This window comes from Sporosarcina sp. E16_3 (assembly GCF_017347125.1).
Taxonomy (GTDB): domain Bacteria; phylum Bacillota; class Bacilli; order Bacillales_A; family Planococcaceae; genus Sporosarcina.
Genome location: NZ_JADPRX010000008.1, coordinates 31,977 through 58,496, shown reverse-complemented (window position 1 = coordinate 58,496; position 26,520 = coordinate 31,977). Strand labels below are relative to the sequence as shown.

The 26,520-nt window shown below is 41.6% G+C and carries 28 protein-coding genes and 1 tRNA gene; 22 read left to right on the top strand and 7 right to left on the bottom strand.

Annotated elements, in window-relative coordinates; genetic code table 11:
- Positions 1 to 176 precede the first annotated feature (176 nt).
- The gene (locus I2483_RS07345; protein WP_186669315.1) at positions 177 to 458 is read left to right on the top strand and encodes a hypothetical protein; all 282 of its coding nucleotides are present in this window, start codon (positions 177 to 179) and stop codon (positions 456 to 458) included.
- Between the two features lie 111 nt (positions 459 to 569).
- Here the strand turns inward: I2483_RS07345 and I2483_RS07340 are convergent, their stop codons facing one another.
- Positions 570 to 1,091 carry a CotY/CotZ family spore coat protein gene (locus I2483_RS07340; RefSeq protein WP_207174909.1) on the bottom strand — a complete coding sequence of 174 codons (522 nt, stop codon included), beginning with the start codon at positions 1,089 to 1,091 and terminating at the stop codon, positions 570 to 572.
- 75 nt (positions 1,092 to 1,166) lie between these two features.
- Here I2483_RS07340 and I2483_RS07335 point away from each other — a divergent pair, with 75 nt between their 5' ends.
- The 8 genes from I2483_RS07335 (at position 1,167) to I2483_RS19360 (ending at position 4,558) form a co-directional block, all read left to right on the top strand.
- Entirely contained in the window at positions 1,167 to 1,613 is a 447-nt protein-coding gene (locus I2483_RS07335) for a hypothetical protein (RefSeq protein ID WP_207174907.1), read from the top strand.
- On the top strand, positions 1,613 to 2,068 hold the full coding sequence (gene spoVAC, locus I2483_RS07330; protein WP_207174905.1) for a stage V sporulation protein AC: 456 nt from the start codon (positions 1,613 to 1,615) through the stop codon (positions 2,066 to 2,068). The genes I2483_RS07335 and spoVAC overlap by 1 nt, the downstream gene beginning before the upstream one ends.
- Positions 2,062 to 3,063: a beta-ketoacyl-[acyl-carrier-protein] synthase family protein gene (locus I2483_RS07325; RefSeq protein ID WP_207174903.1), complete on the top strand. Its 1,002-nt coding sequence runs from the start codon at positions 2,062 to 2,064 to the stop codon at positions 3,061 to 3,063. Before spoVAC ends, I2483_RS07325 begins: the two co-directional genes overlap by 7 nt.
- Positions 3,064 to 3,072: 9 nt before the next feature.
- Positions 3,073 to 3,435, top strand: a complete 363-nt coding sequence (spoVAE, locus tag I2483_RS07320) for a stage V sporulation protein AE (protein ID WP_207174901.1) — start codon at positions 3,073 to 3,075, stop codon at positions 3,433 to 3,435.
- 67 nt (positions 3,436 to 3,502) lie between these two features.
- Positions 3,503 to 3,646, top strand: a complete 144-nt coding sequence (locus tag I2483_RS07315) for a YjcZ family sporulation protein (RefSeq protein ID WP_207174899.1) — start codon at positions 3,503 to 3,505, stop codon at positions 3,644 to 3,646.
- Positions 3,647 to 3,663: 17 nt separating this feature from the next.
- Positions 3,664 to 3,918, top strand: coding sequence for a stage VI sporulation protein F (locus I2483_RS07310; protein WP_186669340.1), 255 nt, complete (start codon positions 3,664 to 3,666; stop codon positions 3,916 to 3,918).
- 89 nt (positions 3,919 to 4,007) lie between these two features.
- Entirely contained in the window at positions 4,008 to 4,307 is a 300-nt protein-coding gene (locus I2483_RS07305) for a hypothetical protein (protein ID WP_207174897.1), read from the top strand.
- A 128-nt stretch (positions 4,308 to 4,435) separates the two neighbouring features.
- On the top strand, positions 4,436 to 4,558 hold the full coding sequence (locus tag I2483_RS19360) for a hypothetical protein (protein ID WP_255550324.1): 123 nt from the start codon (positions 4,436 to 4,438) through the stop codon (positions 4,556 to 4,558).
- A 17-nt stretch (positions 4,559 to 4,575) separates the two neighbouring features.
- Here the strand turns inward: I2483_RS19360 and I2483_RS07300 are convergent, their stop codons facing one another.
- From I2483_RS07300 to I2483_RS07290, 3 genes are all read right to left on the bottom strand, one after another.
- On the bottom strand, positions 4,576 to 5,007 hold the full coding sequence (locus I2483_RS07300) for a GNAT family N-acetyltransferase (protein ID WP_207174895.1): 432 nt from the start codon (positions 5,005 to 5,007) through the stop codon (positions 4,576 to 4,578).
- 3 nt (positions 5,008 to 5,010) lie between these two features.
- Entirely contained in the window at positions 5,011 to 5,526 is a 516-nt protein-coding gene (locus I2483_RS07295; RefSeq protein WP_207174893.1) for a YjcG family protein, read from the bottom strand.
- Between the two features lie 84 nt (positions 5,527 to 5,610).
- Complete coding sequence (locus tag I2483_RS07290; protein ID WP_218624891.1) at positions 5,611 to 6,357, bottom strand: esterase family protein; 747 nt, start codon at positions 6,355 to 6,357, stop codon at positions 5,611 to 5,613.
- An 87-nt stretch (positions 6,358 to 6,444) separates the two neighbouring features.
- Between I2483_RS07290 and I2483_RS07285 the strand changes: the two genes are divergently transcribed.
- The 5 genes from I2483_RS07285 (at position 6,445) to I2483_RS07265 (ending at position 11,932) form a co-directional block, all read left to right on the top strand.
- On the top strand, positions 6,445 to 7,029 hold the full coding sequence (locus I2483_RS07285; protein WP_207174889.1) for a phosphatidylglycerophosphatase A family protein: 585 nt from the start codon (positions 6,445 to 6,447) through the stop codon (positions 7,027 to 7,029).
- A 195-nt stretch (positions 7,030 to 7,224) separates the two neighbouring features.
- Positions 7,225 to 8,214: a TAXI family TRAP transporter solute-binding subunit gene (locus tag I2483_RS07280; RefSeq protein WP_207174887.1), complete on the top strand. Its 990-nt coding sequence runs from the start codon at positions 7,225 to 7,227 to the stop codon at positions 8,212 to 8,214.
- Between the two features lie 81 nt (positions 8,215 to 8,295).
- Positions 8,296 to 8,826, top strand: coding sequence for a DUF1850 domain-containing protein (locus tag I2483_RS07275; RefSeq protein ID WP_207174885.1), 531 nt, complete (start codon positions 8,296 to 8,298; stop codon positions 8,824 to 8,826).
- Complete coding sequence (locus I2483_RS07270) at positions 8,798 to 10,837, top strand: TRAP transporter permease (protein WP_207174883.1); 2,040 nt, start codon at positions 8,798 to 8,800, stop codon at positions 10,835 to 10,837. Before I2483_RS07275 ends, I2483_RS07270 begins: the two co-directional genes overlap by 29 nt.
- A gap of 564 nt (positions 10,838 to 11,401) precedes the next feature.
- Positions 11,402 to 11,932, top strand: a complete 531-nt coding sequence (locus tag I2483_RS07265) for a DUF6241 domain-containing protein (protein ID WP_207174881.1) — start codon at positions 11,402 to 11,404, stop codon at positions 11,930 to 11,932.
- Positions 11,933 to 12,044: 112 nt separating this feature from the next.
- Here the strand turns inward: I2483_RS07265 and I2483_RS07260 are convergent.
- Positions 12,045 to 12,117, bottom strand: a tRNA-Val gene (locus tag I2483_RS07260).
- Positions 12,118 to 12,244: 127 nt separating this feature from the next.
- Between I2483_RS07260 and I2483_RS07255 the strand changes: the two genes are divergently transcribed.
- Complete coding sequence (locus tag I2483_RS07255) at positions 12,245 to 13,099, top strand: DNA-3-methyladenine glycosylase family protein (RefSeq protein ID WP_481886322.1); 855 nt, start codon at positions 12,245 to 12,247, stop codon at positions 13,097 to 13,099.
- A 152-nt stretch (positions 13,100 to 13,251) separates the two neighbouring features.
- On the opposite strand, the gene I2483_RS07250 is transcribed toward I2483_RS07255, so the two are convergent.
- Positions 13,252 to 13,395: a hypothetical protein gene (locus I2483_RS07250; protein ID WP_186669358.1), complete on the bottom strand. Its 144-nt coding sequence runs from the start codon at positions 13,393 to 13,395 to the stop codon at positions 13,252 to 13,254.
- Positions 13,396 to 13,540: 145 nt separating this feature from the next.
- Here I2483_RS07250 and I2483_RS07245 point away from each other — a divergent pair, with 145 nt between their 5' ends.
- On the top strand, positions 13,541 to 14,479 hold the full coding sequence (locus tag I2483_RS07245; RefSeq protein ID WP_207174879.1) for a Gfo/Idh/MocA family oxidoreductase: 939 nt from the start codon (positions 13,541 to 13,543) through the stop codon (positions 14,477 to 14,479).
- An 80-nt stretch (positions 14,480 to 14,559) separates the two neighbouring features.
- Positions 14,560 to 15,948, top strand: a complete 1,389-nt coding sequence (locus tag I2483_RS07240) for an aldehyde dehydrogenase (RefSeq protein ID WP_207174877.1) — start codon at positions 14,560 to 14,562, stop codon at positions 15,946 to 15,948.
- A gap of 198 nt (positions 15,949 to 16,146) precedes the next feature.
- Here I2483_RS07240 and I2483_RS07235 read toward each other — a convergent pair whose 3' ends face one another.
- Positions 16,147 to 17,718 carry a two-component system sensor histidine kinase NtrB gene (locus I2483_RS07235; RefSeq protein ID WP_207174875.1) on the bottom strand — a complete coding sequence of 524 codons (1,572 nt, stop codon included), beginning with the start codon at positions 17,716 to 17,718 and terminating at the stop codon, positions 16,147 to 16,149.
- A gap of 93 nt (positions 17,719 to 17,811) precedes the next feature.
- Here I2483_RS07235 and I2483_RS07230 point away from each other — a divergent pair, with 93 nt between their 5' ends.
- From I2483_RS07230 to I2483_RS07210, 5 genes are all read left to right on the top strand, one after another.
- Complete coding sequence (locus I2483_RS07230) at positions 17,812 to 18,864, top strand: M42 family metallopeptidase (RefSeq protein ID WP_207174873.1); 1,053 nt, start codon at positions 17,812 to 17,814, stop codon at positions 18,862 to 18,864.
- A gap of 13 nt (positions 18,865 to 18,877) precedes the next feature.
- The gene (locus I2483_RS07225; RefSeq protein WP_207174871.1) at positions 18,878 to 20,368 is read left to right on the top strand and encodes a UDP-N-acetylmuramoyl-L-alanyl-D-glutamate--2,6-diaminopimelate ligase; all 1,491 of its coding nucleotides are present in this window, start codon (positions 18,878 to 18,880) and stop codon (positions 20,366 to 20,368) included.
- A gap of 261 nt (positions 20,369 to 20,629) precedes the next feature.
- Entirely contained in the window at positions 20,630 to 21,136 is a 507-nt protein-coding gene (locus tag I2483_RS07220; protein WP_207174869.1) for a hypothetical protein, read from the top strand.
- Positions 21,137 to 21,516: 380 nt separating this feature from the next.
- Positions 21,517 to 23,091, top strand: coding sequence for a peptide chain release factor 3 (locus I2483_RS07215; RefSeq protein ID WP_186669367.1), 1,575 nt, complete (start codon positions 21,517 to 21,519; stop codon positions 23,089 to 23,091).
- 228 nt (positions 23,092 to 23,319) lie between these two features.
- Positions 23,320 to 26,385, top strand: coding sequence for an efflux RND transporter permease subunit (locus tag I2483_RS07210; RefSeq protein WP_207174867.1), 3,066 nt, complete (start codon positions 23,320 to 23,322; stop codon positions 26,383 to 26,385).
- Positions 26,386 to 26,520 lie beyond the last annotated feature (135 nt).

Here is a 26,520-nt window from a genome sequence, read left to right as displayed (position 1 = left end):
TATAACAGGGGTAACGTCCGAAAAGTGGGCGCATATACTGTATTAAAAAGGATGTGCTTACCATTTTTCGAAATAAACCATTATTGTTCGTTGACGGGCCACCTGTCTTTATAAAAGTTGCGATTATTGTGGAGGAAAGCACGTCAGTATTTTTACTGAACAACGAGGAGCAGTCTATGTTAGAAAATGAAGAAGAGGTAATTGCTACCGAAGCCTTGCCGGTGAATCCAGATATACAACGTAAAATTATTTATTTGAGCAATTCATTCCGCCGCCAAGCTTATCAGCCACTTCAATTTATTCTAGAGGAAGAAACACTATCAGGAACGATTGAGAAAGTTGAAGAAGAAACAGTGTGGATTGATCTGGAAGGTGCCAATCACGAAATAATTGCTGTAGAAATGGGCAAAATTGAAGAAGTGTTATGGCGCGGTAAGCCATTTGATGAAACTAAATGAAAAGGCAGGACGGGAACCTCTCCGTCCTGCCTTTTTACAATGATAGTGAAAAGTTAAAACAACCCAACCGATCTAAATCGGTTGGGTTGTTTGGGCATTGCAGGGCATTAATTAATCTACGTCACAAAAATCGATATACGTATCTTTAATACATTGGATTCCACAGAAACAAGTCAAGTCGACTGTGATACATGAATCTGTCGCACCAAATTTTTCAACTTTACAGAGTTCTTCAAGATCCAACTTACCATGTTTAATTATGTCCACCGGATTATTGTGAATGTCTAATGGCGCTAGTACTTGCAATGTTGCGCAGCAGCCGTCAAAGACGTTTTGGACTCTGAAAAAAGTAGAGAAGCAATTGTGAAGGTAATATTTTTGGCTTTCCGGACGGAACATTGCTTTGAACGGATCACCGTTCTTCGTCAATAGCATGAATACGCGTGTATTGACACGGTGACGTGCAGGGCTGGATATGCTACCGAGCGGAGCCATGAAACAATCTGTTTCGCATTCTACGCAGTCATCGTCTGTTCCAGCATCCTGTAAACGCTTGATGAACCTGACAACCTCACATACGCAGTCATCTTGGTGCTTTCTTTCACTACATTCTTCATTTCTTCCACATCCCATTAATTCCACCTCCTTTTCTTAATTCTTTATACTTTATGCGACAAAGTTCACTGTGATAGGGCGCATAGGTGGATTATGAATAAAGTTACGTATGAAAAGGCATACTGTATAAAAATGGAGGGGACGCATATCCGGAAACTTAGCCTTGTAGTCCTCGCAGTTATCATTCTATCCGGTTGTTCAGGAAGCGGATTCCGGATAGACAACAATTCCAGCGAGGATCATGCAAAAGTGGAAGAAGTATTGAAAAATGACAAACGTCTCACATCAGCAGTCACTACTTTTCATGAAAATAACTTGATAACAGCCGTTACGCTTAAAACTTTTTCACGCTTCAAAAAAGAAAAGATTGAAAAGGAGCTTAAGAAAAAATTAGAAAATGGCTACCCAGGGTTGGACGTTATGGTTTCAGCGGACAGTAAAATATGGATGGAAATGAACAAGCTCATTGATTTGGAAGATAAGAAGGATAAAGGTAAAAAGATTGAGAAATTGAAATCGCTTATAAAGGAAGAGACATAATGGACGAAAAAAAATATGCAAAGTTAGAAAAAGATACATCTCCTAAAATCCCATTAATGCGAAATATGATTTTTGCATTTTTGACGGGAGGCACAATTTGTTTAGTAGGCCAATTTGTGTCGCTGTTTTATATGACATATTTTGACTTCACGGAACGGACGGCCAGTAATCCGACTGTCGCAACAATGATATTTTTCGCGATGCTGTTAACTGGCTTTGGATTGTATAAGAAAATTGGCCAATTTGGAGGAGCGGGGAGTGCAGTTCCGATTACAGGTTTCGGCAATGCTGTCATTTCAGCAGCAATTGAACATAAGACCGAAGGGTATGTTCTTGGAGTTGGTGGAAATATGTTCAAACTCGCGGGTTCGGTCATTCTCTTCGGCGTATTTTCGGCATTTGTCGTTGCACTCATTAAAACGATACTTGTAAAGTTAGGTGTTGTATCATGGTAGCGCGCGGTCTCTTGACATTCAAAACGACACCATCCATTGTGGCAACTGGGGTTACAGCGGGCCCGCTAGAGAAGAAAAGCCTGTTCGTCGATAAATTTGATAAAGTGTACGAAGATGAGCGCTGTGGAATGAAAACGAATGAGCATGCTCACGCAAAAATGATGGAAGATGCGTGCATGATTGCGTTAAGCAAAGTGGATTCTGTACCAAGCGACGCCGATTTCCTGTTAATTGGCGATCTTATTAACCAAATGACCCCCTCAAACTTTGCCGCTACAACGGTGGGAATTCCGTATATTGGTCTGTTTTCCGCTTGTGCAACTTCAGTGTCCTCGCTCTTAATGGCAGCGCTGCTGACCGAAACCGGTATGTCGAAATGTGCTATTGCGGGAGCATCTAGTCAGCATAATGCAGTGGAACGACAATTTCGTTATCCAAACGAGTATGGCGCACAAAAACCTGGAACTGCTCAATGGACCGTCACAGCAGCGGGGGTAGCAGCTGTTACACCTTATAAAAAAGGATTTCCTTCTATAGAGTGTGGAACAATCGGATGTGTAATCGATCTCGGAATGACCAATCCACTAAATATGGGGGCGGCGATGGCACCGGCAGCCGCAGATACGCTTAGCCGCCATCTAAAAGGTCACAACAAAGACGTGAAAGACTATGATGTGATCATGACAGGCGACCTCGGAAAAACTGGTTTTGAGTTATATAAAACCCTTGCAGGCAATCAAGGTATTGACGTGACCAAAAATTTTAGGGATGCAGGCAAAGAATTTTACGGTGCTGATAAAGCTTTTTTATCCGGGGCAAGTGGTGCAGGTTGTTCAGCCGCCATTTTCCTATCGGAAGTAATTGATAAAATGAGGGCGGGTGACTATAAACGGGTCCTTCTAATTGCGACGGGCGCGCTATTATCTCCGTTATCATTTCAACAAGGTGATACGATTCCGTGCATTGCGCATGCAATCGAATTAACAATGAAATGAGTGTGGATTATGGTTTCGATGTTCATTACAGCATTTATTGTGGGGGGTCTCATTTGTGTTGTGGGACAACTGTTGTTTGACGTGGCAAAATTAACCCCTGCGCATACATTGTGCATTTTGGTCGTCGTGGGTTCCGTGTTAGACGGGGTGGGTCTGTATGAACCGCTCATCGATTTTGCAGGAGCGGGGGCAACGATACCAATTACTTCTTTCGGTAATGCCTTGACGCATGGCGCAATGGCAGAAGCTGAAAAACATGGTCTAATCGGTGTTATGACAGGAATGTTTGAAGTGACTAGTTCAGGAATTAGCGCAGCAATAATATTTGGATTCATTGCATCGCTTATTTTTAAATCGAAAGGAAAGGTTTAATAGTCATGCGCCCTCTTCCTTCTTCAAGTGTCCGCATAGGATACGAAGAAAGGAAGGGGGTATTATTATGTATGGAGGATGCAATCCTTATGGAGGCGGGTACGGCGGTGGATGTGAACCGGAAAGAGCGAGTTATGGCGGATCGACATTCGTATTAATCGTTGTTCTCTTCATCTTGCTCATCATTGTGGGCCGCAGTTTTTGTGTATAAAAAGGGGGAGATAACAGATGAATGATTCATTTTTCCGGAAAATCGAATCAAAAACAGGCGTCCCGATGGAAGAAGTTTTTGCACTTGCAAATGCAATCCAATATGCGGATTTCAATGATGAACGGCAAGTAAGGAAAATTATTCGTAAAGTCGGGAAGCTGGCGAAAAAAGAAGTACCTCAGCAGACTGAAGATGAGCTTGTTAATTCTATCGTAAAAAATGGCAAAGCGGTTAATATTAAAGATATTACAGATATGCTTGGCCGACAATAAAAAAACTTTACGAAAAAACAGAATAATAGGTTTAATAATACCAACCTATGGATATAGTAATAGTATTAGTGAAAATGGAGGTGTTTACAATGGGATATATTCTACCAATTCAACCAATCCAATCTCAGATCTATGCAAATCGATTAAGTATGGAAGCTTATAACTTTGCATATATTGAACGAGTGAGCAAAGTTAAGTTAAATTCAGACTTCTTGGATGAGTTTAAAGAGTCCTCGCATAAAGAACGGGAAAAGGAGGAAGAGGAAGGTAAGCCTATTGTATCAGTTCCTTCTGCATATCAAGGGTTTATCCGTCCCAATCCAGTTAATCTATCACCGGCGATAGCCAAAGTAGTAGGGAAAGGTATCGCGGTAAATGCCTATGTATAATTGATTAGAATAAAAAGGTTCGCGTTGCTTTTAAGCAATGCGAACCTTTTTTAATGAAAAAAGTGAAAGTGTTTTTCTACTTATAATAGTGTCTAGCTCCAGGCGCCAGCCGCTCGGAGGCCCACAGGATGTGGGTTCACGTAGCCATTGCCGCAGGACGCGGCGTACTTAGGCTACGTTCCTTGAAAGCAATCCAGCTATGTGGAAAAGAGCGCCACGTCGCTGGATCGACTTATGCCTGTCGCGTCTAGAAGGCGCCTTCCGCTTTTCACGCCATACTTTTTTCCATTGCGCGATGCGGAATATCCGCATCCATAAATTCGGGTGAAGTAATGACATACCCTAACTTTTCATAGAAAGGAACAGCATATGATTGTGCATTCAAAATAATTTTGTTCATGCCTGTTGTTTCAGCATGCTCTTCAAGTGCATGCATGATAAGATTTCCGAGATGTTTCCCCCGAAATTCTTCCAAAATGCAAACACGTTCGACTTTCCCAATTCCATCGTTGATTTCCCTGATACGGCCTGCGCCGATTGGAGATTCTGATGAATAAACGACGAAATGTGCTGCAGTTTTATCGAAATGATCTAGTTCAAGGTCTAGTGGTACGCCTTGTTCTTCCACGAACACTTTCCTTCTGACAGAAAATGCATCTTCTTGTTCAAGGTCAGAATTTGCGAATCTTACTTCGAACAATGTTCAGTTATCCTCGTCAAGGCGGAATGTTTCATATACCGTCCAAGAGCCGTCTTCGAGTTGATAAGTAAGGTGCAAACGGTCAATTGTTTCAGTATGATCGACACCAATCATTTTTAGTTGACCAATGATATCATCGTGTTCGCCAGAAGAAAGTTTTTGCGCAATCGTCACGTGGGGAACGAATGTGAATTCAGGTTTTTCACCGAAAAAGTCGTTGTTCAGATCTTTATGCAAAGCAGCTAGTTCATCGTTAAGAGTAGCCTTAAAGTAAATTGTATTCGTAATTGGAGCGAATGTACCCACTTTTGATACGCTTAATTCAAACGGGCTGTGTTTTTTAGTTATTTCTCTAATTGCCTTTGCAACTTCTTCAATCTCTTGGTCATTGGCTTCGAATACACCTTTAACCGTTAAATGCGGCGTGATTAGTGCATAATGTGGATCGTATCTTTTCCTGTAAGCGTTTGCCAAGTCTTGAAGTTTCTTTGATGGGAATGCTACGACGCCGTATTTCATAAATAAAACCTCCTAGAATAATTGTTTTTACTTTATAAATTTGATTATAGCAGAATACTTGAAAATATGTCCGTTTTGTCTGAATTAATGACCAAAAACCATTTGAATCGCGCGGCGGACATCGGGTTGCCAATGCTTCCAGGTATGGTCTCCATCGAATTCATCATAGAAATAAGGGAAACCTTTTCTTTCAATTAATTCGTTTAAAGTCCGGTTAGGTGTAAGGAAGTCTTGAACGCCGTCAATTTGCGTATTAACTTGGGTTTCTTCCTTCCCAATAACATGATAAATCGAGAAACGGGAAGGGTCTTGTGAAGCTTCGACCTTTTCAAGTACTAAATCATCGACATAAGGGGAATGCAGAATGACTTTCCCGAATATATTAGGATACTTGGTTGCAGTTAGAAGAGAAATCGTGGCTGCCAAGGAATCACCGATAAGGGCCCTGCCTGCCCCAATCTGATAAGTTGGATAATTGTCGTCAATATACGGTACAAGTTCATGAGCCAGGAAGCGAGTATAGGCTTCGCGACGGTCACCACCCGGATGATACATGCGCCTGCGTTCTTTGACGCTTTTATAAGGAACACCTACCACAATAACATTTTCAATTTCTTCCGCGTCGATCAATTCGTCAACGACCCGTCCTATACGCCCGAACTGGAAATAATCTTTGCCATCAGATGCAATTAGCACCGAATATTTATAGAGAGGCGAAAAATTGTGGGGCAAATGAATGAGCACCTGCATTTCCTCATCAAGTGCTTTACTGTAAATTGTAATATCTTCTATTTTTCCGTATTTCACTCTGGTTGCCTCCTTAAATTGCATGTATATTGAAATTGTATCATAACGTAAAGGTCCGGTATAATGGTTGTGTTCTGTTTATATACTAACTATAAAAGGGGTTGGACAGAAATGCATGATGATACAAAAATTGTTCATTCAAAAGTTGTGACAGAAGCGACGAAAGCGGCTTTGAAACGCCGCGGTGTGACACTGGAAGCCATTGCTGAAATCGTCTATGAACTGCAATACCCGTATAACGATGGTCTAACAATGGCTCACTGTATTGAATCTATTGAAGGTGTACTCCGGAAACGAGAACTTCAGCATGCGATTCTTGTGGGAATTGAATTAGATGAGTTGGCAGAACAGGGGAAACTGTCCGCGCCATTACAACAAATTGTTGAGTCTGACGAAGGTCTATTTGGGGTTGATGAAACGATCGCACTGGGTGCCGTGTTTACATATGGTTCTATTGCGGTAACGACATTCGGTCATCTCGATAAAAATAAAATGGGTATCATTAACGAGCTAGACACAAAAAAAGGTAAAGCCATCCATACGTTTCTAGATGACCTGGTTGCCAGTGTTGCTGCTTGTGCAGCCTCAAGAATCGCACATAGAACACGGGATCTTCAAGAAGCGGGGGAAACATTCGGAGATATTTCACCCGATGAAACGATGCCTGAAACGAAAGTCAACGGTGCACAAATTTAGTGACGACTTATGAACACCTGAAAGGATTCGTCCTTTTGGGTTTTTTGAATTTGGAGAAGATAGTAAGTAGAAAGAACTGTAAACGCTTGCAAGAATCTGATTAATTTTAAAGTTTATTGACAAAATAGAGAGACTTCATGGTAAGATGTATTTTGGGATTATGAAGAACTATCAAACTTAAGGGGATGAAATAAAATGAAGAAAAAGCAATTGCGATTGTTTGCATTTATCACGATGATTGCATTACTAGTACTATCAGCATGTAACTCAGGCGATACAGGGACTACTGAGAAAGAAGCTGACGCTGGTAAAAGTAAAGAAGATTACAAGTTTCTTAGTGTTTTAACTGGGGGAACAACAGGAACATATTATCCGCTTGGTGGGTCATTTGCTGACTATATTACAGAAGCAACAGGCGTTAAAACAACTGCTGAAGTTTCACAAGCATCTGCTGCGAATATGACAGCACTTCAAGATGGTGAAGGCGATATTGCATTTGTTCAAACGGATATCGCTTACTATGCCTCTAAAGGTGAGTTGATGTTTGACGGAGAAAAGATTGACAATGTTTCGGCAATTGGTGCATTGTACCCTGAAACTGTTCAATTGGTAACACTTGAAAAAAGCGGAATCAAAACATACGCTGATTTAAAAGGGAAAAAAGTATCCGTAGGTGCGCCAGGTTCTGGTACTTACGCAAATGCAGAACAGTTACTGGAAATCCATGGACTAACAATGGATGATATCAAGGCACAAAGTCTTGACTTTGGTGAATCTACAGAAAGTTTACAAGCGGGTCAAATTGACGCTGCTTTCATAACAGCAGGAACGCCAACAGGGGCGGTTGAAGGCCTAAATGCCGTTGCGTCTGTATATGTTGTTCCGGTTGAAGACGCAAAAGCGGATGAATTGATCAAAAAGTATCCTTACTATGCTAAAGAAATAATACCTTCAGGCACATACGGAATGGCAACTGAAACGCCAGCGGTTTCAGTTGGTGCTATGTTGGTTATTCAAAATGAGATTCCTGAAGACTTGGCTTATGAAATTACAAAAGCAATTTACGATAACGCTTCTAAACTTCAACATGCAAAAGGGAAATTAATCAAAGCTGAAAATGGTCTTAATGGTATCGGAATACCGGTTCACCCAGGGGCTCAGAAATACTTTGATGAACTAAAGTAATAATTAATGTTTTTTAGCGGGGCGGCGAGGCTTTATGCTTCAGCCGCCCATTCTTTTATATAATCAGAAAGGAAGAGGCGGGTGAACAAAAAAAAAGTTGTACCGCTAATTCTTTGTTTTATATTACTAGTTTTATTTATTCCGATAAAAACAGCATTTACATTTACTGAACATCGTGTGGAGAATCCAAAAGTATTTTATGTACCTTTAGAAAGTGACAATGAATTTCAAATTAGATATGTCCACTCCATTCATTTGTCTAACGTCATAGAATCATATGAAGCGACTAAGGATAATGAAATTCGGCTCTTGTCAATGCAATATGAAGATTTTGCTATCGGGCTACCGGGTAACGCGGAAGATGGAGAAACCTTCACGATGAAAGATGGTTTGTACACGCTTACATACGAGGGTAATGTAATTGAATCATTTGTCATGTTAATTGGCGATGTAGATGCAGAATTAGCTTTTCGATACTTAGGCAATGAATTAAATTTAAAGAAACAGTTGGTGAGGGGGAAATCCTACACATTTCGTGTTGCGAAACTCTCTCTTTATCAAATGCTTAAAGGAGTTAATATGAATGGAAAAACAACCAAAACGGAACGATGAACTAGAGCTAGAAACGCAAACAGAAGAGTTTAAAATGCTGTCAGAAGAAGAACAACTTGAAATTCTTCAAAAGTTTGACCCAGAATCGAATACACGTGATGTTACAGGCATATTTAAGAAAATTGTATTTTTTGGTTTACTGGCATTTTCCATATTTCAATTGTATACAGCGATTGGGACTCCTTTTACGGCGTACATTCAACGTTCAATTCACTTAGGGTTTGCATTATCTTTAATCTTTATTCTGTTTCCAGCTAAGAAAAAAATTAAGGGCGAACGAAATAAAGTACCGTTTTACGATATGATTTTGGCGCTTCTTGCAATAGGAGTCGGACTTTATTGGCCGCTTTTCATTGGTGATTTGGTGTTACGTGTTGGTCGTGTATCGACACTTGATATGGTCGTCGGGGTTATAGCCATTCTCTTAACGATGGAGGCCGCAAGACGAGCGGTCGGAATGCCGATTACAATTATCTCAGCTGTGTTTTTAGTCTATGCATTTTTTGGACCTCATTTCCCGGGATTCCTTGCACACCGTGGACAAGATCTAAAAAGTGTCGTTCAATTAATGTTTTTCACGACAGATGGAATTTTAGGTACGCCAATTAGTGTATCTTCTACATTCATCTTCGTGTTCCTGTTATTCGGAGCATTCCTTGTCAAAACAGGGGTTGGAGCCTATTTTAACGATCTGGCGGTTGTGTTGGCGGGTCGTTTAGTCGGGGGACCGGCTAAAGTTGCCATCTTCTCGAGTGCTTTACAAGGTACGATTTCAGGAAGTTCGGTTGCCAACGTTGTTGGGTCAGGTTCATATACAATTCCGATGATGAAAAAACTCGGTTATAAAAAGGAGTTTGCTGGCGGAGTTGAAGCGGCAGCGTCGACGGGTGGGCAAATTATGCCTCCGATTATGGGAGCAGCCGCTTTCCTTATGGTTGAATTCATAGGCGGCGTTACCTACTGGCAAATTGCAAAAGCGGCAGCGATTCCAGCACTCCTTTATTTCACAGGCGTTTGGATTATGACACACTTTGAAGCGAAGCGTGTAGGTTTGAAAGGAATGACTGAAGACCAAATTCCTGACCGTAAAAAGACATTAAAGAAAATATATTTACTCCTACCGATTATCGGTATTATCGTGTTTTTATTAATTGGTATTCCTACGATGAAAGCAGCGTTGCTCGGAATCGTCTTAACAATTATCGTCAGCTCATTCGATAAGTCAACGCGTCTTGGATTTAAAGACATGATCGAAGCACTGGTTGATGGAGCGCGTACAGCGCTTGGTGTTGCGGCAGCAACGGCTTGTGCAGGTATTATCGTTGGTGTTGTTGTGAAGACAGGTTTAGGTTTAAGCCTTGCTACTGGATTGATTTCGGCGGCAGGTGGGAACGTCTTCCTGACTCTGTTCTTTACAATGATTGCTGCAATCGTTTTGGGCATGGGTTCACCGACAACAGCGAACTATGTCATCACGTCAACAATCGCGGCTCCTGCGATTATCACGCTTCTTATGCTTGATAACCCTGGTGCAACTGTTCCGATCGTTGTGGCTGTGTCCGCACATCTATTTGTATTCTATTTTGGTATTATTGCAGACATTACACCACCTGTTGCACTTGCAGCATTCGCGGCAGCAGGTATTTCTGGCGGGGATCCAATTAAAACAGGTGTCACCTCTGCGAAGCTCGCTATCGCGGCATTTATCATTCCGTACATGTTCGTATTCAATCCCGCAATGCTCATGATGGGCGCCCCTGTTACAGAGATTATATGGGTCGTTTTCACCGCCATTATTGGGATGATTGCGATTGGTGCAGGGATGATTGGCTTCTGGTATCGAAAATGTAATTGGATTGAGCGCCTGTTCGCTTTAGCGACAGGAATGCTTCTTATTTTCCCAGAAACTATTACCGACATTGTCGGGTTAGTATTGTTCGTGGTAATGGTCGCAATCCAGTGGATGACACGGGAGAAAGATGACGATAGTAAGAAGGTTTCTGTAGCTTAATAGAATGTTGAAATCCCTTCGCTATGAGTTTTATCAGGCGAAGGGATTTTTAGTTTAAAGAATTGGCGAATAACCGAGCATATAAGCTTGCCACCGAACGATTATCGCGGCGGACCAATTAGTATAAACGTATTAAATTGATGGTTAAATGAAAAGTACAAAAAAAGTATCACTTCCGAAGAAGTAATACTTGTCGGAAAAACCTTTGTTCCTAAAGGTTCTCTGTGGGCTAGGCGCCCAATGTGGTACCGACTGGGCTCGAACCAGCGCCCTTACCTTGTAGAATCACTCCGCAAACAATCAAATTCTGATAGTGTACAAACGTAGATACCATAGCATTCCGTTGCTTCTGAAACGTCATTGACTCACATGATCTGAACACTTCAAGAGATTTATAAACCATATAAGAAACGATAACCAGACGAATGTTGTTTACCATTTACTAAATAAAATTGTACAGTATTTCGTTGGTTACCTAAAATACGACCGGCTCGTATATAAGTTGCAAGCAGATATTCCCAATTGTACAATGTAATTGGGAATATGTAATTGGGAGTGAATTTAATGAAGTTTAAAAAAACAATACTAATAACAACTGGAATTGTAGCATTGGGTTTAAGTGCGTACCTAGTTTTCAATCAATGGAATAAAGGGAGCGTAACAATCGAGGAAAAACCCGGAGTTCCAAAAGCGGGAGTTGTAATACCGGTAATTGAAATTGATGAGAAAAGAACAATACCAGTTGAAGAAGAATTTCTGCTTTCTATGGAGGAATATGGTGTACAAGATGCCATACATGGGATGAGCCATCAGAAAGTCCGTGCAGATGACAAATGGGGATTCATTCCTTTAACTCAGGACCGCGTGCAACGTTTAATTGAAGTTGTTGAAGCAAATGATAATAATTATATCAGCGCTCCAGTGTATTTGGATATTCTTAATCGTTGGGCAAACAATGACTTTTCTCGAGCAGATAAAGATCATAACGCCATATGGGATTTGCAAGAAGGGAATGTTGGAAAAGCAAGTGGATTGTTATCTATAGAAGAAGAAAGAACATTTATTAAAAAACACTTTAAAATTGAATATGAGTAATGTCAGAAATAGATGAAAATTCAAAGAAAAAAAGACCTCCAAGCACAAGGCTTGAACGTCTTTTTTTGGAAAAACCTTTGTTCCTAAAGGTTTTCTCGGGTTTGGCACCCAATGGTCCCGACTGGGCTCGAACCAGCGACCCCTACCTTGTCGAGGTAGTGCTCTCCCAGCTGAGCTACGGAACCGGGAATTAAATTGTGTTTCTGCTTACTGCACATTTTCTATTATAGCGGAACTGTAATAGAAGTCAACACCTTTATGAAAAGTTTTTTAAAAACAAGTATAATAGGTACTAGAACGGTGTAAAAAGGGGTGTTTCTAATCGATGTTCAATTTACATTGCCTTATGTCTATGACTTCGATCGGGCAATAGTTCGGTTGGCGGGGGATCCGGTCAATTCGGTGGATTTGCAAAGTCGTACAATACGCATTCCCATGGAAGAAGGAAATTGTGTCACGCTGCAAAGTATAGGCACGAAACAACTACCTTCATTTATAGTGGGAAATGCAATTGATGCCATTCAAATTGAAAAAGTTAAATCGATCTTTCATTTTGATAAACCGCTGGATGCAATCGGGTTGCATTTTGCCGGAACAGATCTAGGATCATTATTTATGGAATATGAAGGCACTCCGCTTATTAAAAGTTTTTCATTATATGGAACTCTTATGAAAAGTATCATTCACCAACAACTCAATTTGTCATTTTCACATACGCTAACGAAGCGCTTTGTTGAATCATTTGGAGAGATGGTGGATGACGTTTGGCGTTATCCATCCCCAGAGCGTATTGCGGCGCTAGATGTCCTAGCGCTTCGCGATCTGCAGTTTAGCACACGAAAGGCTGAATATGTCATTGGCTTGTCGCAAGCGATTGCAGAGGGGACGCTCGACCTTGAGCAGCTCATCGGAATGGATGACGATGAAGTAACTTCAAAATTGGTTGCTTACCGCGGTGTGGGACCTTGGACGGCACAAGGATTTCTTATGTCTGGGCTTGGACGTCCGAATTTATTTCCTCTTGCGGATATTGGTTTGCAAAATGCGTTGAAAAAGGTATGGAATATGGATCGCAAGCCATCTCAAGATGAAATGCGTACCCGTTTTCCAGAGTGGTCACCGTACTTAAGTTATGCAGCACTTTATCTGTGGCACAGTATTGAGTGAAGTTTGAGGAATACTGAATAACGCAGCTCCAAAAAACACTACGCACCATTTTGACACATGAAAAAACAGCTTTCCCATTATAAATTCATGGAAAAGCTGTTTTTAGGGTCCGTTGGAAATGGGCGACGTTGTCGAGTTAGTTACGCTAATTATCAGTGTGCAGGCACCTGCAGTTGCTTCTCTTCATCAAAATAAAGGAAATTTTCTTCTTCAAGTTCAACAAGACGTTCTTTATTAATTCCCAATGAAAGATTTCCTTCAAAGATCTTTTCCCACCAAGTATCAGTTGTTGTCATGTCCATTTCCTCCTTTTAAATTCTGTGTTATTTGAACATTCTATTCCCTTCAATGCTATAATACAAAACGTCAAAGGTTGTAAAGGGATCGTTCGACCTATCCTTTTGCCTTTAATAAACTATCCGTAAAAAAGGGGTTATTTCGGTGAAAAAAACTACATTTGCTCTCGTTGGTACAGGTATTGTTGGCGAGCGAATTATCAATCAATTACGCAACAACGAATCTGCAACAATTATTGCCTTGTTTGATGAAAATGATGAACGTCTTACTGAAATGGCGGATACATACCAATTATTTGCGGCATCCTCTTATGAAGAGGTTTTGGCGATGAAACCCGACTGGATCTATATTGGAACTCCACCTGTATCGCATGCTGCACTAAGTACGGCTGCGATTTCAAAAGGTTTGAATGTACTTTGTGAAAAACCACTTGCACACGACGCTTCAGATGGATTAGTCATGGCTTCAGCTGCAGAGAACAATGAAATTCAAACTGCAATGCATTTTCCGTTGATGTACAGTCCGTCCGTTCGGCATATGATGAAACTTATTAATGAAGGTGAAATTGGTAAAATCGTTCGAATCGAACTGCAAACTTATTTCCCACACTGGCCACGTGTATGGCAACGAAATCCATGGATTGCCTCGCGTGAACAAGGTGGCTTTACACGAGAAGTATTCCCGCATTACCTTCAGCTTATGTACAGGATGTTTGGTCAACTTGCGATTACTTCCCACCAAACCGTTTATCCTGAAGATGAAACGCTTGCGGAAACGAGTGTCCTTGCAATCGGAAAAACTGTAGATGACATTCCGGTCTTCTTGAACGGCGTTTCGGGAATCGGTCAACAAGAAGAACTGTCCTATACAGTATATGGAGATGAAGGTGTTCTGAAACTGCGCAATTGGTCGGAACTTACTGTGGCACAAAAAGACAGTCCTTTTGAGATATTGACTTCCTTCGATACAGTGAAAACGCTTACGGATGAGTGTATAGCGGCGGCTAACGGTGAAACCGCGCTGCTGGTGTCATTTGATGAAGGACTTGAAATACAAAAGCTGATTGATCTTCTATTGACTTGATAATGGAATACAGTGCTAACTTTTGCATCCCGCAACAAATCTAACTATGATTGAAGGTACTAAGGGATGGAGGGAATAAGTTGAACTTTACTGCACAAGACGTTGAAACGATGATTGCTTCCCAACACGCCTATTATTTTTCGGGCCAAACAAGGAGTTTTGCATTCCGCAAAGAAATGCTTTTGAAATTGAAAGAAGCGATTGTCGCAAATGAAGTGGAAATTACGGAAGCGTTACATAAAGATCTTCGTAAAAGTCCTTTCGAGTCATATGTAACGGAAATCGGTTTCGTTCTTTCAAGCATTTCACATATGATTAAGCATCTAGAAGGATGGATGGAAGATGAAAAGGTAAAAACGCCTGTTCATCTGCAACCTGCGAAAAGCTTCATTGTTCGTGAACCATACGGATCCGTGCTTATCATTGGTCCATTTAACTATCCGTTTCAACTTGTCATGGAGCCGCTTGTCGGTGCGATTTCGGGGGGCAATTGCGCAATTGTCAAACCATCCGAGACAGCTGTTCACACGGCACAAATTGTTAAAAAGATATTGACTGAAACGTTCTCATCCGATTATATCCGTGTTGTAGAAGGTGAACGCGAGGAGATTTCAGCGCTCATCCACGCCCCATTCGATTATATTTTCTTCACAGGCAGTGTAGCGGTAGGGAAAATCGTAATGAAGGCGGCGTCAGAACGGTTAACGCCGATTACGCTAGAGCTTGGCGGAAAAAGTCCCGCTCTTGTAGACCAAACAGCAAATATTCAAAAGGCGGCAGAACGGATTGTCTGGGGCAAGTTTGTCAATACAGGACAGACATGTGTTGCGCCAGATTATATACTTGCCCACCATTCTATTAAAGATAAACTAGTCAAAGAAATGCTTACTGTGATCCGTAAGTTTTATGGGGAAGATGCATCGTTAAGCCCAGATTACGGTAGAATTATCAGTAATAATCATTTCAATCGCCTTGTTGAAATCATTGAAAAGGATCGTATGCATTTAGTAAGCGGTGGTTCTTCTGACCGTTCAGAACTGTTCATTGAACCGACACTACTTGACGATGTTTCATGGGATAACGCTTCGATGGAAGATGAGATTTTCGGTCCGATTTTACCGGTTTTAACGTATGATAATCTCGGTGAAGCGGTTCACAAAATTCGTCAATTGCCCAAATCACTCGCGGCATATATGTTTACTGAAAACGAGCAAGCGGCAGACTTTTTCATTGAAAACTTGCAGTTTGGCGGGGGATGCATTAACGATACGATTTCACATGTCGGAAACATCAATTTACCATTTGGTGGAGTCGGTTCATCAGGTATGAGTGCGTACCACGGAAAAGCTAGTTTCGATACATTCACTCATGCAAAATCCATGATGAAAAAAAGTACGACAATACCAATGACACTTGCATTTCCGCCATACGGCAATAAATTAAAACTAGTAAAACCGCTCATCCGATAATGGATGGCGGTTTTCTTGTTGTCTAGGAAATTATAAAATCTCGTACTGTGGATAAGTTGTAACGTAGAGATTTTACGTCTAGACTTCAGCGCCTAGCCCCTAGAGTCGCTTCGGTCTTGTAGGTAAAGGCAAAGAGCGCCTTTATCTACAAGCCTTCCAGCGCTAGTCGGGGCTGAACAGGCGCTTGCGCTTTTGTTCTCATTTATATAGTGGAAGTATAATCGTTGTTTCGGTTCCATGATTTATTTTGCTGTTCACGGTTATTGTACCGCCTTGATCGACGATGATTTTTTTGGTAATGAGCATCCCGAGGCCCGTACCTTCCGTTTTCGTCGTGTAAAATGGTTCAAATAGATTTTCAATTGTTTCAGGATCCATTCCAGGACCGTCATCGCCAATGACGATGGAAACCGTTTCGTCTTGAAATGTGACAACAATAGTGATTGTGCCGCTTTTCACAAGCGCTTCATACGAGTTTTTGAGAATGTTAATGAAAACTTGTTTCATACCATCTTCATTACCCTTAATGATTGCATCATTCTTTGGAATCAGAACATCGCAAAAAATAGATCGATTTATAAATTCCGTTTCGAATATCGATACTACATCTAGAATTGACTTTTCTATATTGAACTCAGTGCAATTTTTTAAATTCGGTTTGGATAGGACGAGAAACTCGCTGACTATCAAATCCACACGGTTTATTTCGCTATACATAATTTCGGTGTAAGCACGATATGGATTAGCGGGATCGTTGTTCATTATCTGTACGAATCCAGAAATTGACGTCATCGGGTTGCGTACTTCATGGGCGACACTTGCTGCAATCTCGCCAATTGCTTTTATTTTTTCTGTTTCGATTTTAAGTTGTTCGGCTTGTATTTTAAGTGTGATGTCGCGTGCAATGAAGGACGTGGCGACCAATTTCTTCTCGACATCATAGATGGGCGCTAATGTCAGTTCAGCATCAAATATAGTACCATCTTTCCTCATTTCTTTCGTCCGCAGGAAATGATAGCTTTTTCCATCCAATAGATTCTGGGTCCTTTCGGATGTCATTGCAACTTCGGATAAAGGGAATAGTCGCGGCGAACGCCCAATGCATTCCTCACGCTTCCAGCCATACATTTTTTCAAACGCAGGATTGATAGCGGCAATGTTCTGGTCTAGGTCGAACATGACAATTGCGTCTTCTGAATGCTCAATAAAAAGGTCGAGATAGCTTTCTCTAGATGTAAGTAAAACATCCAATTTCTTGTTTTCCTTAAAGATATTGTTCCATTCAGGTGTGATTCTGAACGTATACAGTAGGCAAAGGACCACTGCCAAGCTAAAAATGAAAGCTATATTGGGGAGTAATTGAGCTTCATCCACAGATCTATAAATAGGACTGAATAAGTAGAATAAAACAAACACTTCTATACCCGTCATGACCATAATCAGTATGTTTAACCAGGTGATATTGTAGATTGCCACTAAGGCGACAGGGAAGATAAGATAAAATAAGTGTAGTAAATCAGGATTTACTAAGTTTGCAATAAATAGATATATAATGTACCCAATTATTAGGGGGATTCGAAAAGTAAAAGAATTCATCCCTGATTTATAAAGGACAAGCAGCACGGTAATGATGAACAATCCGATAAGGGCTGAAATCATTGCGCTATAAAAACCTAAAAAAAGTGAAGTGAAAAGATGTACGATGACGCTAGTGGTAAAAAAAAGTATAATGAACATGTTACGAGAATGGACGACTGTCGAATTTTTCATAAGGCACCTCATTGAATTCTCATTATACTTATCATACATGATTCCGGGTAGGTATAAAACGACATATTTCGACGAGGGAGAGGGGTAATAGAGATGACAACAAAATTTGATGAAAAACGTATTGTTGAACTACTTAAAAGGCTTGTTGAAACACCAAGTCCATCAGGTTATACGGAGAAAGTGATGCAGCTGATAGCGAAGGAACTCGATGAAATCGGCGTGACGCATAAGAAAACAAACAAAGGAGCCATCATTGCAACGCTTGAGGGAGCGGATTCAACGCGCCATCGTCTGCTTACAGCACATACGGACACACTTGGCGCGATGGTGAAAGAAGTTAAAAGTAACGGTCGCCTGAAGTTGACGATGATTGGCGGCTTTAATTGGAATGCGGTTGAAGGGGAATACTGTCTTATTCATACAGCGTCAGGGAAAGAATTACGTGGAACAATCCTAATGCATCAGACTACGGTTCATGTTTATAAAAACGCTGGAACCGCAGAACGAAGCGCGGAAAATATCGAAGTGCGTATTGACGAGAAAGTAACCGATGTAGCGGGAACACATGCACTAGGTATTGAAGTGGGCGATTTTGTATCATTTGATCCGCGTTTTGAAGCGACGGACAGCGGTTTCATTAAGTCTCGTCATCTTGACGATAAAGCGAGTACGGCACTCTTGCTTGGATTAATTCGTTCATTGAAAGAGGAAGAGGTTAGACTTCCACATACGACGCATTTCTATATTTCTAACAATGAAGAAATCGGGTATGGGGGTAACTCTAATATTCCAGAAGAGACTGTTGAGTATATCGCGGTCGATATGGGAGCAATTGGTGATGGACAAACCTCGGATGAATATACAGTGTCGATATGTGCGAAAGATTCAAGCGGGCCATACCATTATGCATTGACACAACATTTGACGGGCCTTTGCAAAGAAGGTAACATTCCGTTTAAACTTGATATTTACCCGTTTTACGGTTCAGACGCATCTGCCGCAATCCGAGCGGGCTTTGACGTGAAACATGCTTTATTTGGTCCAGGCATCGAATCATCACATGCATTGGAACGGACACATATCGATTCGCTAAAAGCATCAGCGCAGTTGCTTCACGCATACGTAACTTCAGCAATGATGGACTGAACGGAGGGTTATAATGAAAACAGAAAAGTTGCTTTCAATGTTGCCAGTTAAACAGGTAATTGGGGTCGTCCCTCCAACTGTGACGGATATCGCGATTGATTCACGCGCGGTGAATGCGGGAGGAATTTTCGTATGTATCGAAGGATTTACGGTGGATGGTCATAATTACGTTGGAAAAGCAGTGGAAAATGGAGCGAGGGTTATCGTTGCATCGAAGCCAGTCGATGTCGATTTGGATAAAGTCGCGGTCGTTATGGTTGAAAATACGGCACGGGCCATCAGTTTGTTGGCGTCCCGTTTTTACGATTATCCATCGAAACGGATGACAATGATTGGTGTGACGGGCACGAACGGCAAGACAAGTGTAAGTGGCATCATCCAAGCGATTCTTCAGCGAGCGGGTGAGAAATCTGCCGTTACCGGAACAATCGGCTTCGATTTGGATGGAACTCTTTATGGGACTGAGAACACGACGGCTGATGTATTGACAACACAAGGGATGATTGCTCGAGCGGTGGAAGAAGGATGTACAACGATGACGATGGAGGTATCTTCACATGGACTAGTGGAAGGTCGTCTAGCTGGTACCGAATTCGATATCGCTGTTTTTACAAATCTAACGCATGATCATCTCGATTTCCATGGCACGATGGACAATTATGGACAAGCTAAAGGACTGTTGTTCTCACAGCTTGGACAAGACTTAGAGAAGCGTAAGTTTGCTATCGTCAATGCAGATGATGAGTGGAGCAATAAGTTGTTGGAAATGACGTCTTATCCAGTTTTCACATACGGCATCCGAAATAAAGCAGTCTTTCGTGGATCAGAGATTGAGTTACGGGCAAATGGTACGACATTCAGGCTTACTGCGCCCGATGGTGAATTCCGGGTTGACATGAGCCTCATTGGTGAATTCAGTGTCTATAATGCGCTCGCGGTCATCGCTACTTTGTATGCAAAAGGAATGATGACTGAAGATGTCATTAACTATTTAGGGAAGATTTCAGCCGTCAAAGGACGAATGGAACAAGTACCGACAGAATTGCCGATTACAATGTATGTCGATTATGCACATTCACCTGATGCCATTGAAAAAGCGATTGATGCAGTCCTACCTTATAAGAAGAAAGAAAGTCGTCTAATCTTCGTAATTGGAACCGGCGGCAACCGTGATCGGATAAAACGTCCGATTATGGCAGATAAAGCATCCGTCGCAGATTATGTAATCTTAACGACGGACGATCCGCGAGACGAGCCGTATGAATCCATACTTTCAGAATTGGAAGCGGGTATGAAGCATGATCAGTATGCATGTATAGGTGATCGGACGGAAGCAGTGCGCCATGCGATAGCGGTTGCAAATCCTGATGACATCATCATATTTGCAGGGAAAGGCCATGAAGATTATCAAATTATCGGCTCTGTGAAATATCCGCATTCGGACGCAGAAATTGCGTTGGAAGAGGCGGAAAAGAAATTTGGTACAGGGTTAGTTGAAAGATAATTGGAAAGAGAGTCGTCCTGTTGTGGGACGGCTCTTTATTTATTATACTTCACCCTTCTTCATTCTTTATCCAAGACAAGGTGCTACTACTTTTCTAAAGAAAGGTCGTTTCACTGTTGTTGAAAACATATTATGATTGTCTACCCAAATAAGTCATACCCACTAAACCCTTTTCGGAAACATGGTGTATTTCACCTGAAATCTATTTAATTCTTTGGGTTTAAATCCTATTAAAAAACTAATTAAGGAGTTGTCGGATTTGTGGAACGCTTTGTATTAAATTTGGCATTTTACTCCATGCCGAAGTCTTTGATTTCCAACTCGGGTGAGGATTACATTATTTTCACCAATAAAGATATTGATAAAGCTTTAAGGGCGCAAAGTACATTCCATTTTAATCGTGGCGATTTTAACTTTTTTAGTCAATATGGTACAGCTAGCTATTCGTATTGGTGTCAATCCTTTTGTTTAACGAAAGAGGAAATAGAATGGTGCAATGATAGCCATGATTTAGCAATTGCCATTTTATTTGATAAGTTGAGGCTGAATTTACAAGTAGATGGAGTAACAGCTGGTAAAATAAAAAATGTCGACCAGCAATTTGATTGCAGATGTCAGATAGAACTTTTTTTCCCGGACGATAATCGAGCAATGTTTAAGCTACGTAGGATTGATTTGAATTGGATGGCAGACATGCATCTTGATTTTGAGTTTAGAGTGTTAAGTGATCCATTACTAGGAGGATTTAGAAAACAAAGTTTTCTGTAGAGGTGGGAGAGAATGCTTAAAATCGGGTGTGCAATAGAAGGAACCTACTTTCAACTGGAAATGGTTGAGGGGGTTCCTTTTTGTATGATGAAAATGCCAACCGGTGTCTATCCGTATTACCTTGAATAAACCCCGATTTATGTCCTCCCGCAACACAGTTTTGCTCCATAGCCATTGGGAATGCTATAACCTATGTATATTGGGCGAAGGCGCCTTACAGGGGTAGCTTATGGCGAAAGTCTTCCCCTAAGCGCCGGAGCAGCTTTAAGGGTATTCTTTAATTCAACATATATAGTTACTAAATTCTGATGAAAAACTGTTGAAATCCTCACCCATAGTGTCTATGCTAAGAAAAGCAGAACAGAAGGAGACAATATATAATGGAAAAACCAATACATGAAGAAATTGCATCCCGCCGGACGTTTGCAATTATTTCTCACCCGGATGCCGGGAAAACAACAATCACAGAAAAACTACTCTATTTCGGCGGTGCAATCCGCGATGCCGGAACAGTAAAAGGGAAGAAATCAGGAAAATTCGCAACTTCTGACTGGATGGAAATTGAGAAGCAACGTGGAATTTCGGTAACATCATCCGTTATGCAATTCGATTACGATGGTAAGCGTGTTAACATCCTAGATACACCCGGACACGAAGATTTCAGTGAAGACACATACCGTACACTTATGGCTGTCGATGCGGCTGTCATGATGGTCGACTCAGCAAAAGGAATTGAGCCACAAACGATTAAATTATTCAAAGTATGCCGTATGCGTGGGATTCCAATCTTCACGTTCATTAATAAAATGGACCGTCAAGGTAAAGAACCACTCGAATTGATGGAAGAGTTGGAAGAAGTACTTGGCATCCAGTCTTACGCGATGAACTGGCCGATTGGGATGGGTAAGGAATTCCTAGGCATTTACGATCGTTTTAATCACCGTGTTGAACAGGTACGGGTCGACGATGATAAACGTTTTCTTGCGATAAACGAAGACGGAGGGCTTGCAGAACCACATCCGATGATGGAAACATCCTATTATAAGCAAGCGCTCGAGGACGTTCTACTTCTTAACGAAGCAGGCAATGATTTTGATGAAGAGAAAATAGCAATTGGCGAACTGACGCCTGTATTTTTCGGCAGTGCGTTGACGAACTTTGGTGTTCAGACGTTCTTGGAAACGTTTTTACAGTTTTCACCACCACCACAACCACGAATAACAAAAGATAAAACAGAAATCGATCCTTATTCGGAAGAGTTTTCAGGATTTATCTTTAAAATTCAAGCAAATATGAACCCAATGCACCGTGACCGTATTGCATTCGTCCGTATTGTCTCTGGTAAGTTCGAACGCGGGATGACTGTAACTGTCCCGCGTATTTCAAGGACATTTAAACTGACACAGACAACGCAGTTTCTTGCGGATGATCGTGAAATAGTGGAAGAGGCTGTTGCTGGTGATATTATCGGTCTTCACGATACAGGTAACTACCAAATCGGGGATACTGTAATCGGCGGTAAATCGAACTTCCTATTCGATGCGCTGCCACAGTTTACACCGGAGCTCTTTGTTCGGGTGACAGCGAAAAACGTTATGAAATCTAAGCATTTCCATAAAGGAATTCTTCAGCTTGTGCAAGAGGGAGCGATTCAGTATTACCGAACGCTCCATACTGAGGAAGTACTTTTAGGTGCAGTTGGTCAACTTCAATTTGAGGTATTTGAGCACCGAATGAAGAATGAGTATAACGTTGAAGTGCGCATGGAGCATGTCGGTTCGAAAGTTGCACGCTGGATTGTTAACGAAAGCGACGTCAATGAATCAATGGCAGGGCAACGTGCAATGCTTGTTAAAGATCGTCACGACAAACGTGTATTCCTATTTGAAAACGATTTTGCGATGCGTTGGTTCCATGATAAGTATCCGGAAATCGAGTTATATAGCCTATTATGATTCTCAAACCCGACAAGACGGTTCATCCGTCCTGTCGGGTTTTCTTAGCTAGTAGACGTTCTTATTTGTAGTCGCCTCCATCTTTCATTATGATTAATGGAATGAAGCTTTTGGAAAGATAAGAAATTATAAGTTTTTTCTACTTGGGTCGTTGTCTAGACTCCAGGCACCAACCACTCGGGGCTAGACGGCGCCTTCCGCTTTTCCAAATAAGAAAGGAACGTGTATATGAAAATTAGTGACTTTTCTATAAAAAGGCCTGTATTTACGATTGTCATAATGTTTCTTATCATCATTTTAGGGGCAGTATCATTCTTTCGTATTCCGGTGACGCTTATTCCAGAATTGAACCCGCCGATTGCTGTCGTTGTGACAAGTTATCCAGGTGCATCTCCCGCTGAAGTGAGCGAGAAACTAACAAAACCACTTGAAGCGAGTCTTTCTACTGCGCCTGGATTGAAATCGATGCAATCCACCTCGCAAGAAGGCGCCAATTTCATCTTACTTATGTTTGACTGGTCAACGAAAATCGATGAGGTCCAGCTCGATATTATGCAAAGGGTCGATCAGGTTCCAATCCCGGAAGGTGCGACTAAACCGCGTTTTATGAAATTTGATCCATCGCAGTTCCCAGTTATTCAATTGTCACTGCGTGCAACATCGGAAGATACAGATATCCGGAAAATTGCGGATCAGCTGGAAACTGAATTACGCCGGACGAAAGGTGTAGCAAGTGTTTCCGTTTCGGGTCAATTGATAGAAGAAGTGCAAATCATTGTGGATCAGAAAAAACTTGTAGCGAATGGCCTTGAACAAGCTGATATCGTTAAAATGATTCAAGCAAATAATGTGTCTATGCCTGGTGAACCAATTAAAACGACAGCAGGCAAGCAACTTACAACCCGTATTATCAGTACATTGACGACCATATCAGATATTCGCAGTATCACGGTTGGTGTGAATCCTTTGAATGGTGTTGCAGTAACAATCGCTGATGTGGCGGATGTGGCACTTGTAGAGGCGGAGTCCGCCACAGAAACACGTGCAAATGACCAGCAGGCTGTTCTGATGTCTGTATTGCAAGAATCTGGTGCAAATACAGCGGATGTCTCGACCGCCTTCAAAGAGGCTCTTGACAACCTGTTGGAAAAAGAAGAATTCAAAGGTGTAGCGTCAGATATTTTATTTGACCAAGGGGATTACGTAAAACTTGCCATAGGAAATATTGGTCAGTCGCTTATTTTAGGCGGTATTTTCGCCATGCTTGTGTTGTTCTTCTTCCTGCGTGGCATAAAAAGCCCAATTATTATTGGTATTGCCATTCCATATTCGGTAATCGTGACATTCGTCCTTATGTATTTTGCTGATTTCTCACTTAATATTATGACTCTAGGTGCACTTGCGCTTGGTATTGGAATGCTAGTCGATAACTCGATTGTTGTTATTGAGAATATCGAACGTCATCTTGCTATGGGCAAGGATCCGCAAGTTGCGGCCTCTGATGGTTCAAAGGAAATTGGTGGTGCCATCATTGCGTCAACGTTAACAACGCTAGCCGTTTTTGTCCCAGTTATTTTCATCAGCGGACTAATCGGACAGATTTTCACAGAATTTGCTTTGACGATTTCCTTTAGCTTATTTGCCTCTCTAGTCGTTGCTCTGACGGTTGTACCCATGTTGGCGAGCCGTATGCTAAAGAAACCGACGAAAAATGTAGCAGCGCGAAGACGCCGTTCAAAAGGGTTGAATAACTTTGAAAGATCGGTGAAATGGGCACTGAAACATCGTTCTGTCGTCCTGTTAGCTACACTAATTGTGCTGGTGTTAAGCAGTTTTGCTTTAACCAAGGTCGGGACAGAATTTTTGCCAGCGACAGACGAAGGGTTTGTCAGCATTACGGTGAAGTTACCGAATGGTTCATCTTCAGCTGCGACAGATGAAGTAGTAAAACGAATTGAATCGAAATTGAAAGCTGAGCATGATGTGGAAGTATACGTTAGCCTTATTGGTGGAACGCAACAGGATATCGCGCAAGGAACTTCTAAATCAAATATTGCAGAAATATCCGTTAAACTAGTACCACTCGCAGATAGGGAACGTTCGATTTTTAAATTCGTAGATGACGTCCAACCCGAAGTATTGAAAACTGTCGGCGACGCTGCGGAAATTGGTTTTGTTATGCAGACAGCAGCAGGTTCAAGTCCGAATACGTTGACGTTCTCATTGAAAGATACTGATGAAGCACGCCTGAATGAAGCGGTCACGAAATTGAACAGTGAACTGGTCGAACTTGATTCTGTAACAGAAGTGACAAATAATCTTCAAAATACTGTTCAAGAGATCCAAATTGAAGTGGACCGCCAAAAAGCATCTGACAAAGGATTGACGCCTTATCAAATTGCACAGACAGTAAACAGCGTTACACGGGGGTCGTTGGCCACGCAGATTATTGGGAAAAACGACGAGGTGTTCGCTGTCTATGTGAAATACGATAAGAAATTCCGTAACAGTATGGATCAGTTGAAAAGATTGGAACTCCGTACCCCGGCTGGTACATTTGTGACACTCGGAGAAGTTGCTAAAATCGAAATTGCGGAAGGGCCCGTTTCTATCCAACGAGTCGATCAAGCACACTCGGTTACATTTAATTTGAAATATGAATCGTCCCTGTCACTTGGTGATATGACGGCTAAAGTGAATGATACGATTGACGGGCTTAAGTTACCGGAGGAAGTTGAACTTACATTTGGCGGTGATCGGGAGCTTTTTGAAAGTGCAATCGATGACATGATCATGGCGATATTGCTAGCTGTTGTGCTTGTTTACATTGTCATGGCTGCGCAGTTCGAATCGTTTAAATATCCATTCGTTATTATGTTCTCTGTACCGCTTATGATTATCGGGGTAGCGCTAGGTCTCTTCCTGACGAGTACGCCAATCAGTGTTACAGCGATAATCGGGATTCTCGTCCTTGTTGGGATTGTGGTCAACAACGGGATTGTCCTAGTTGACTACATTAATCAACGAAAAGAAGCGGGGCTCAGCTCTTATGACGCCATTATTGCTTCGACGAGGGATCGGTTACGTCCAATCCTTATGACGGCACTGACGACTATTCTTGGCTTGCTACCTCTTGCGCTGGGTATTGGCGAGGGTACAGAGATGAATCAGCCGATGGGAATTGCAGTTATCGGTGGATTACTTAGTTCGACCTTGTTAACGCTGTATATTGTCCCAATCATTTATAGTTTATTTGATCGACAAACGAGAAAACGTGCAGTCGAAACTAAATAACCGTAGAGCCTCCCTTTCTTGGGAGGTTCTTTTCACATTGAATCCGGTGTCATGAACTGGCACTGTGTTACGTATTGAATAGTAAACGAAATATTCTTTCAACTGATTAAGTCCAATGCTATACTACTAAAATAA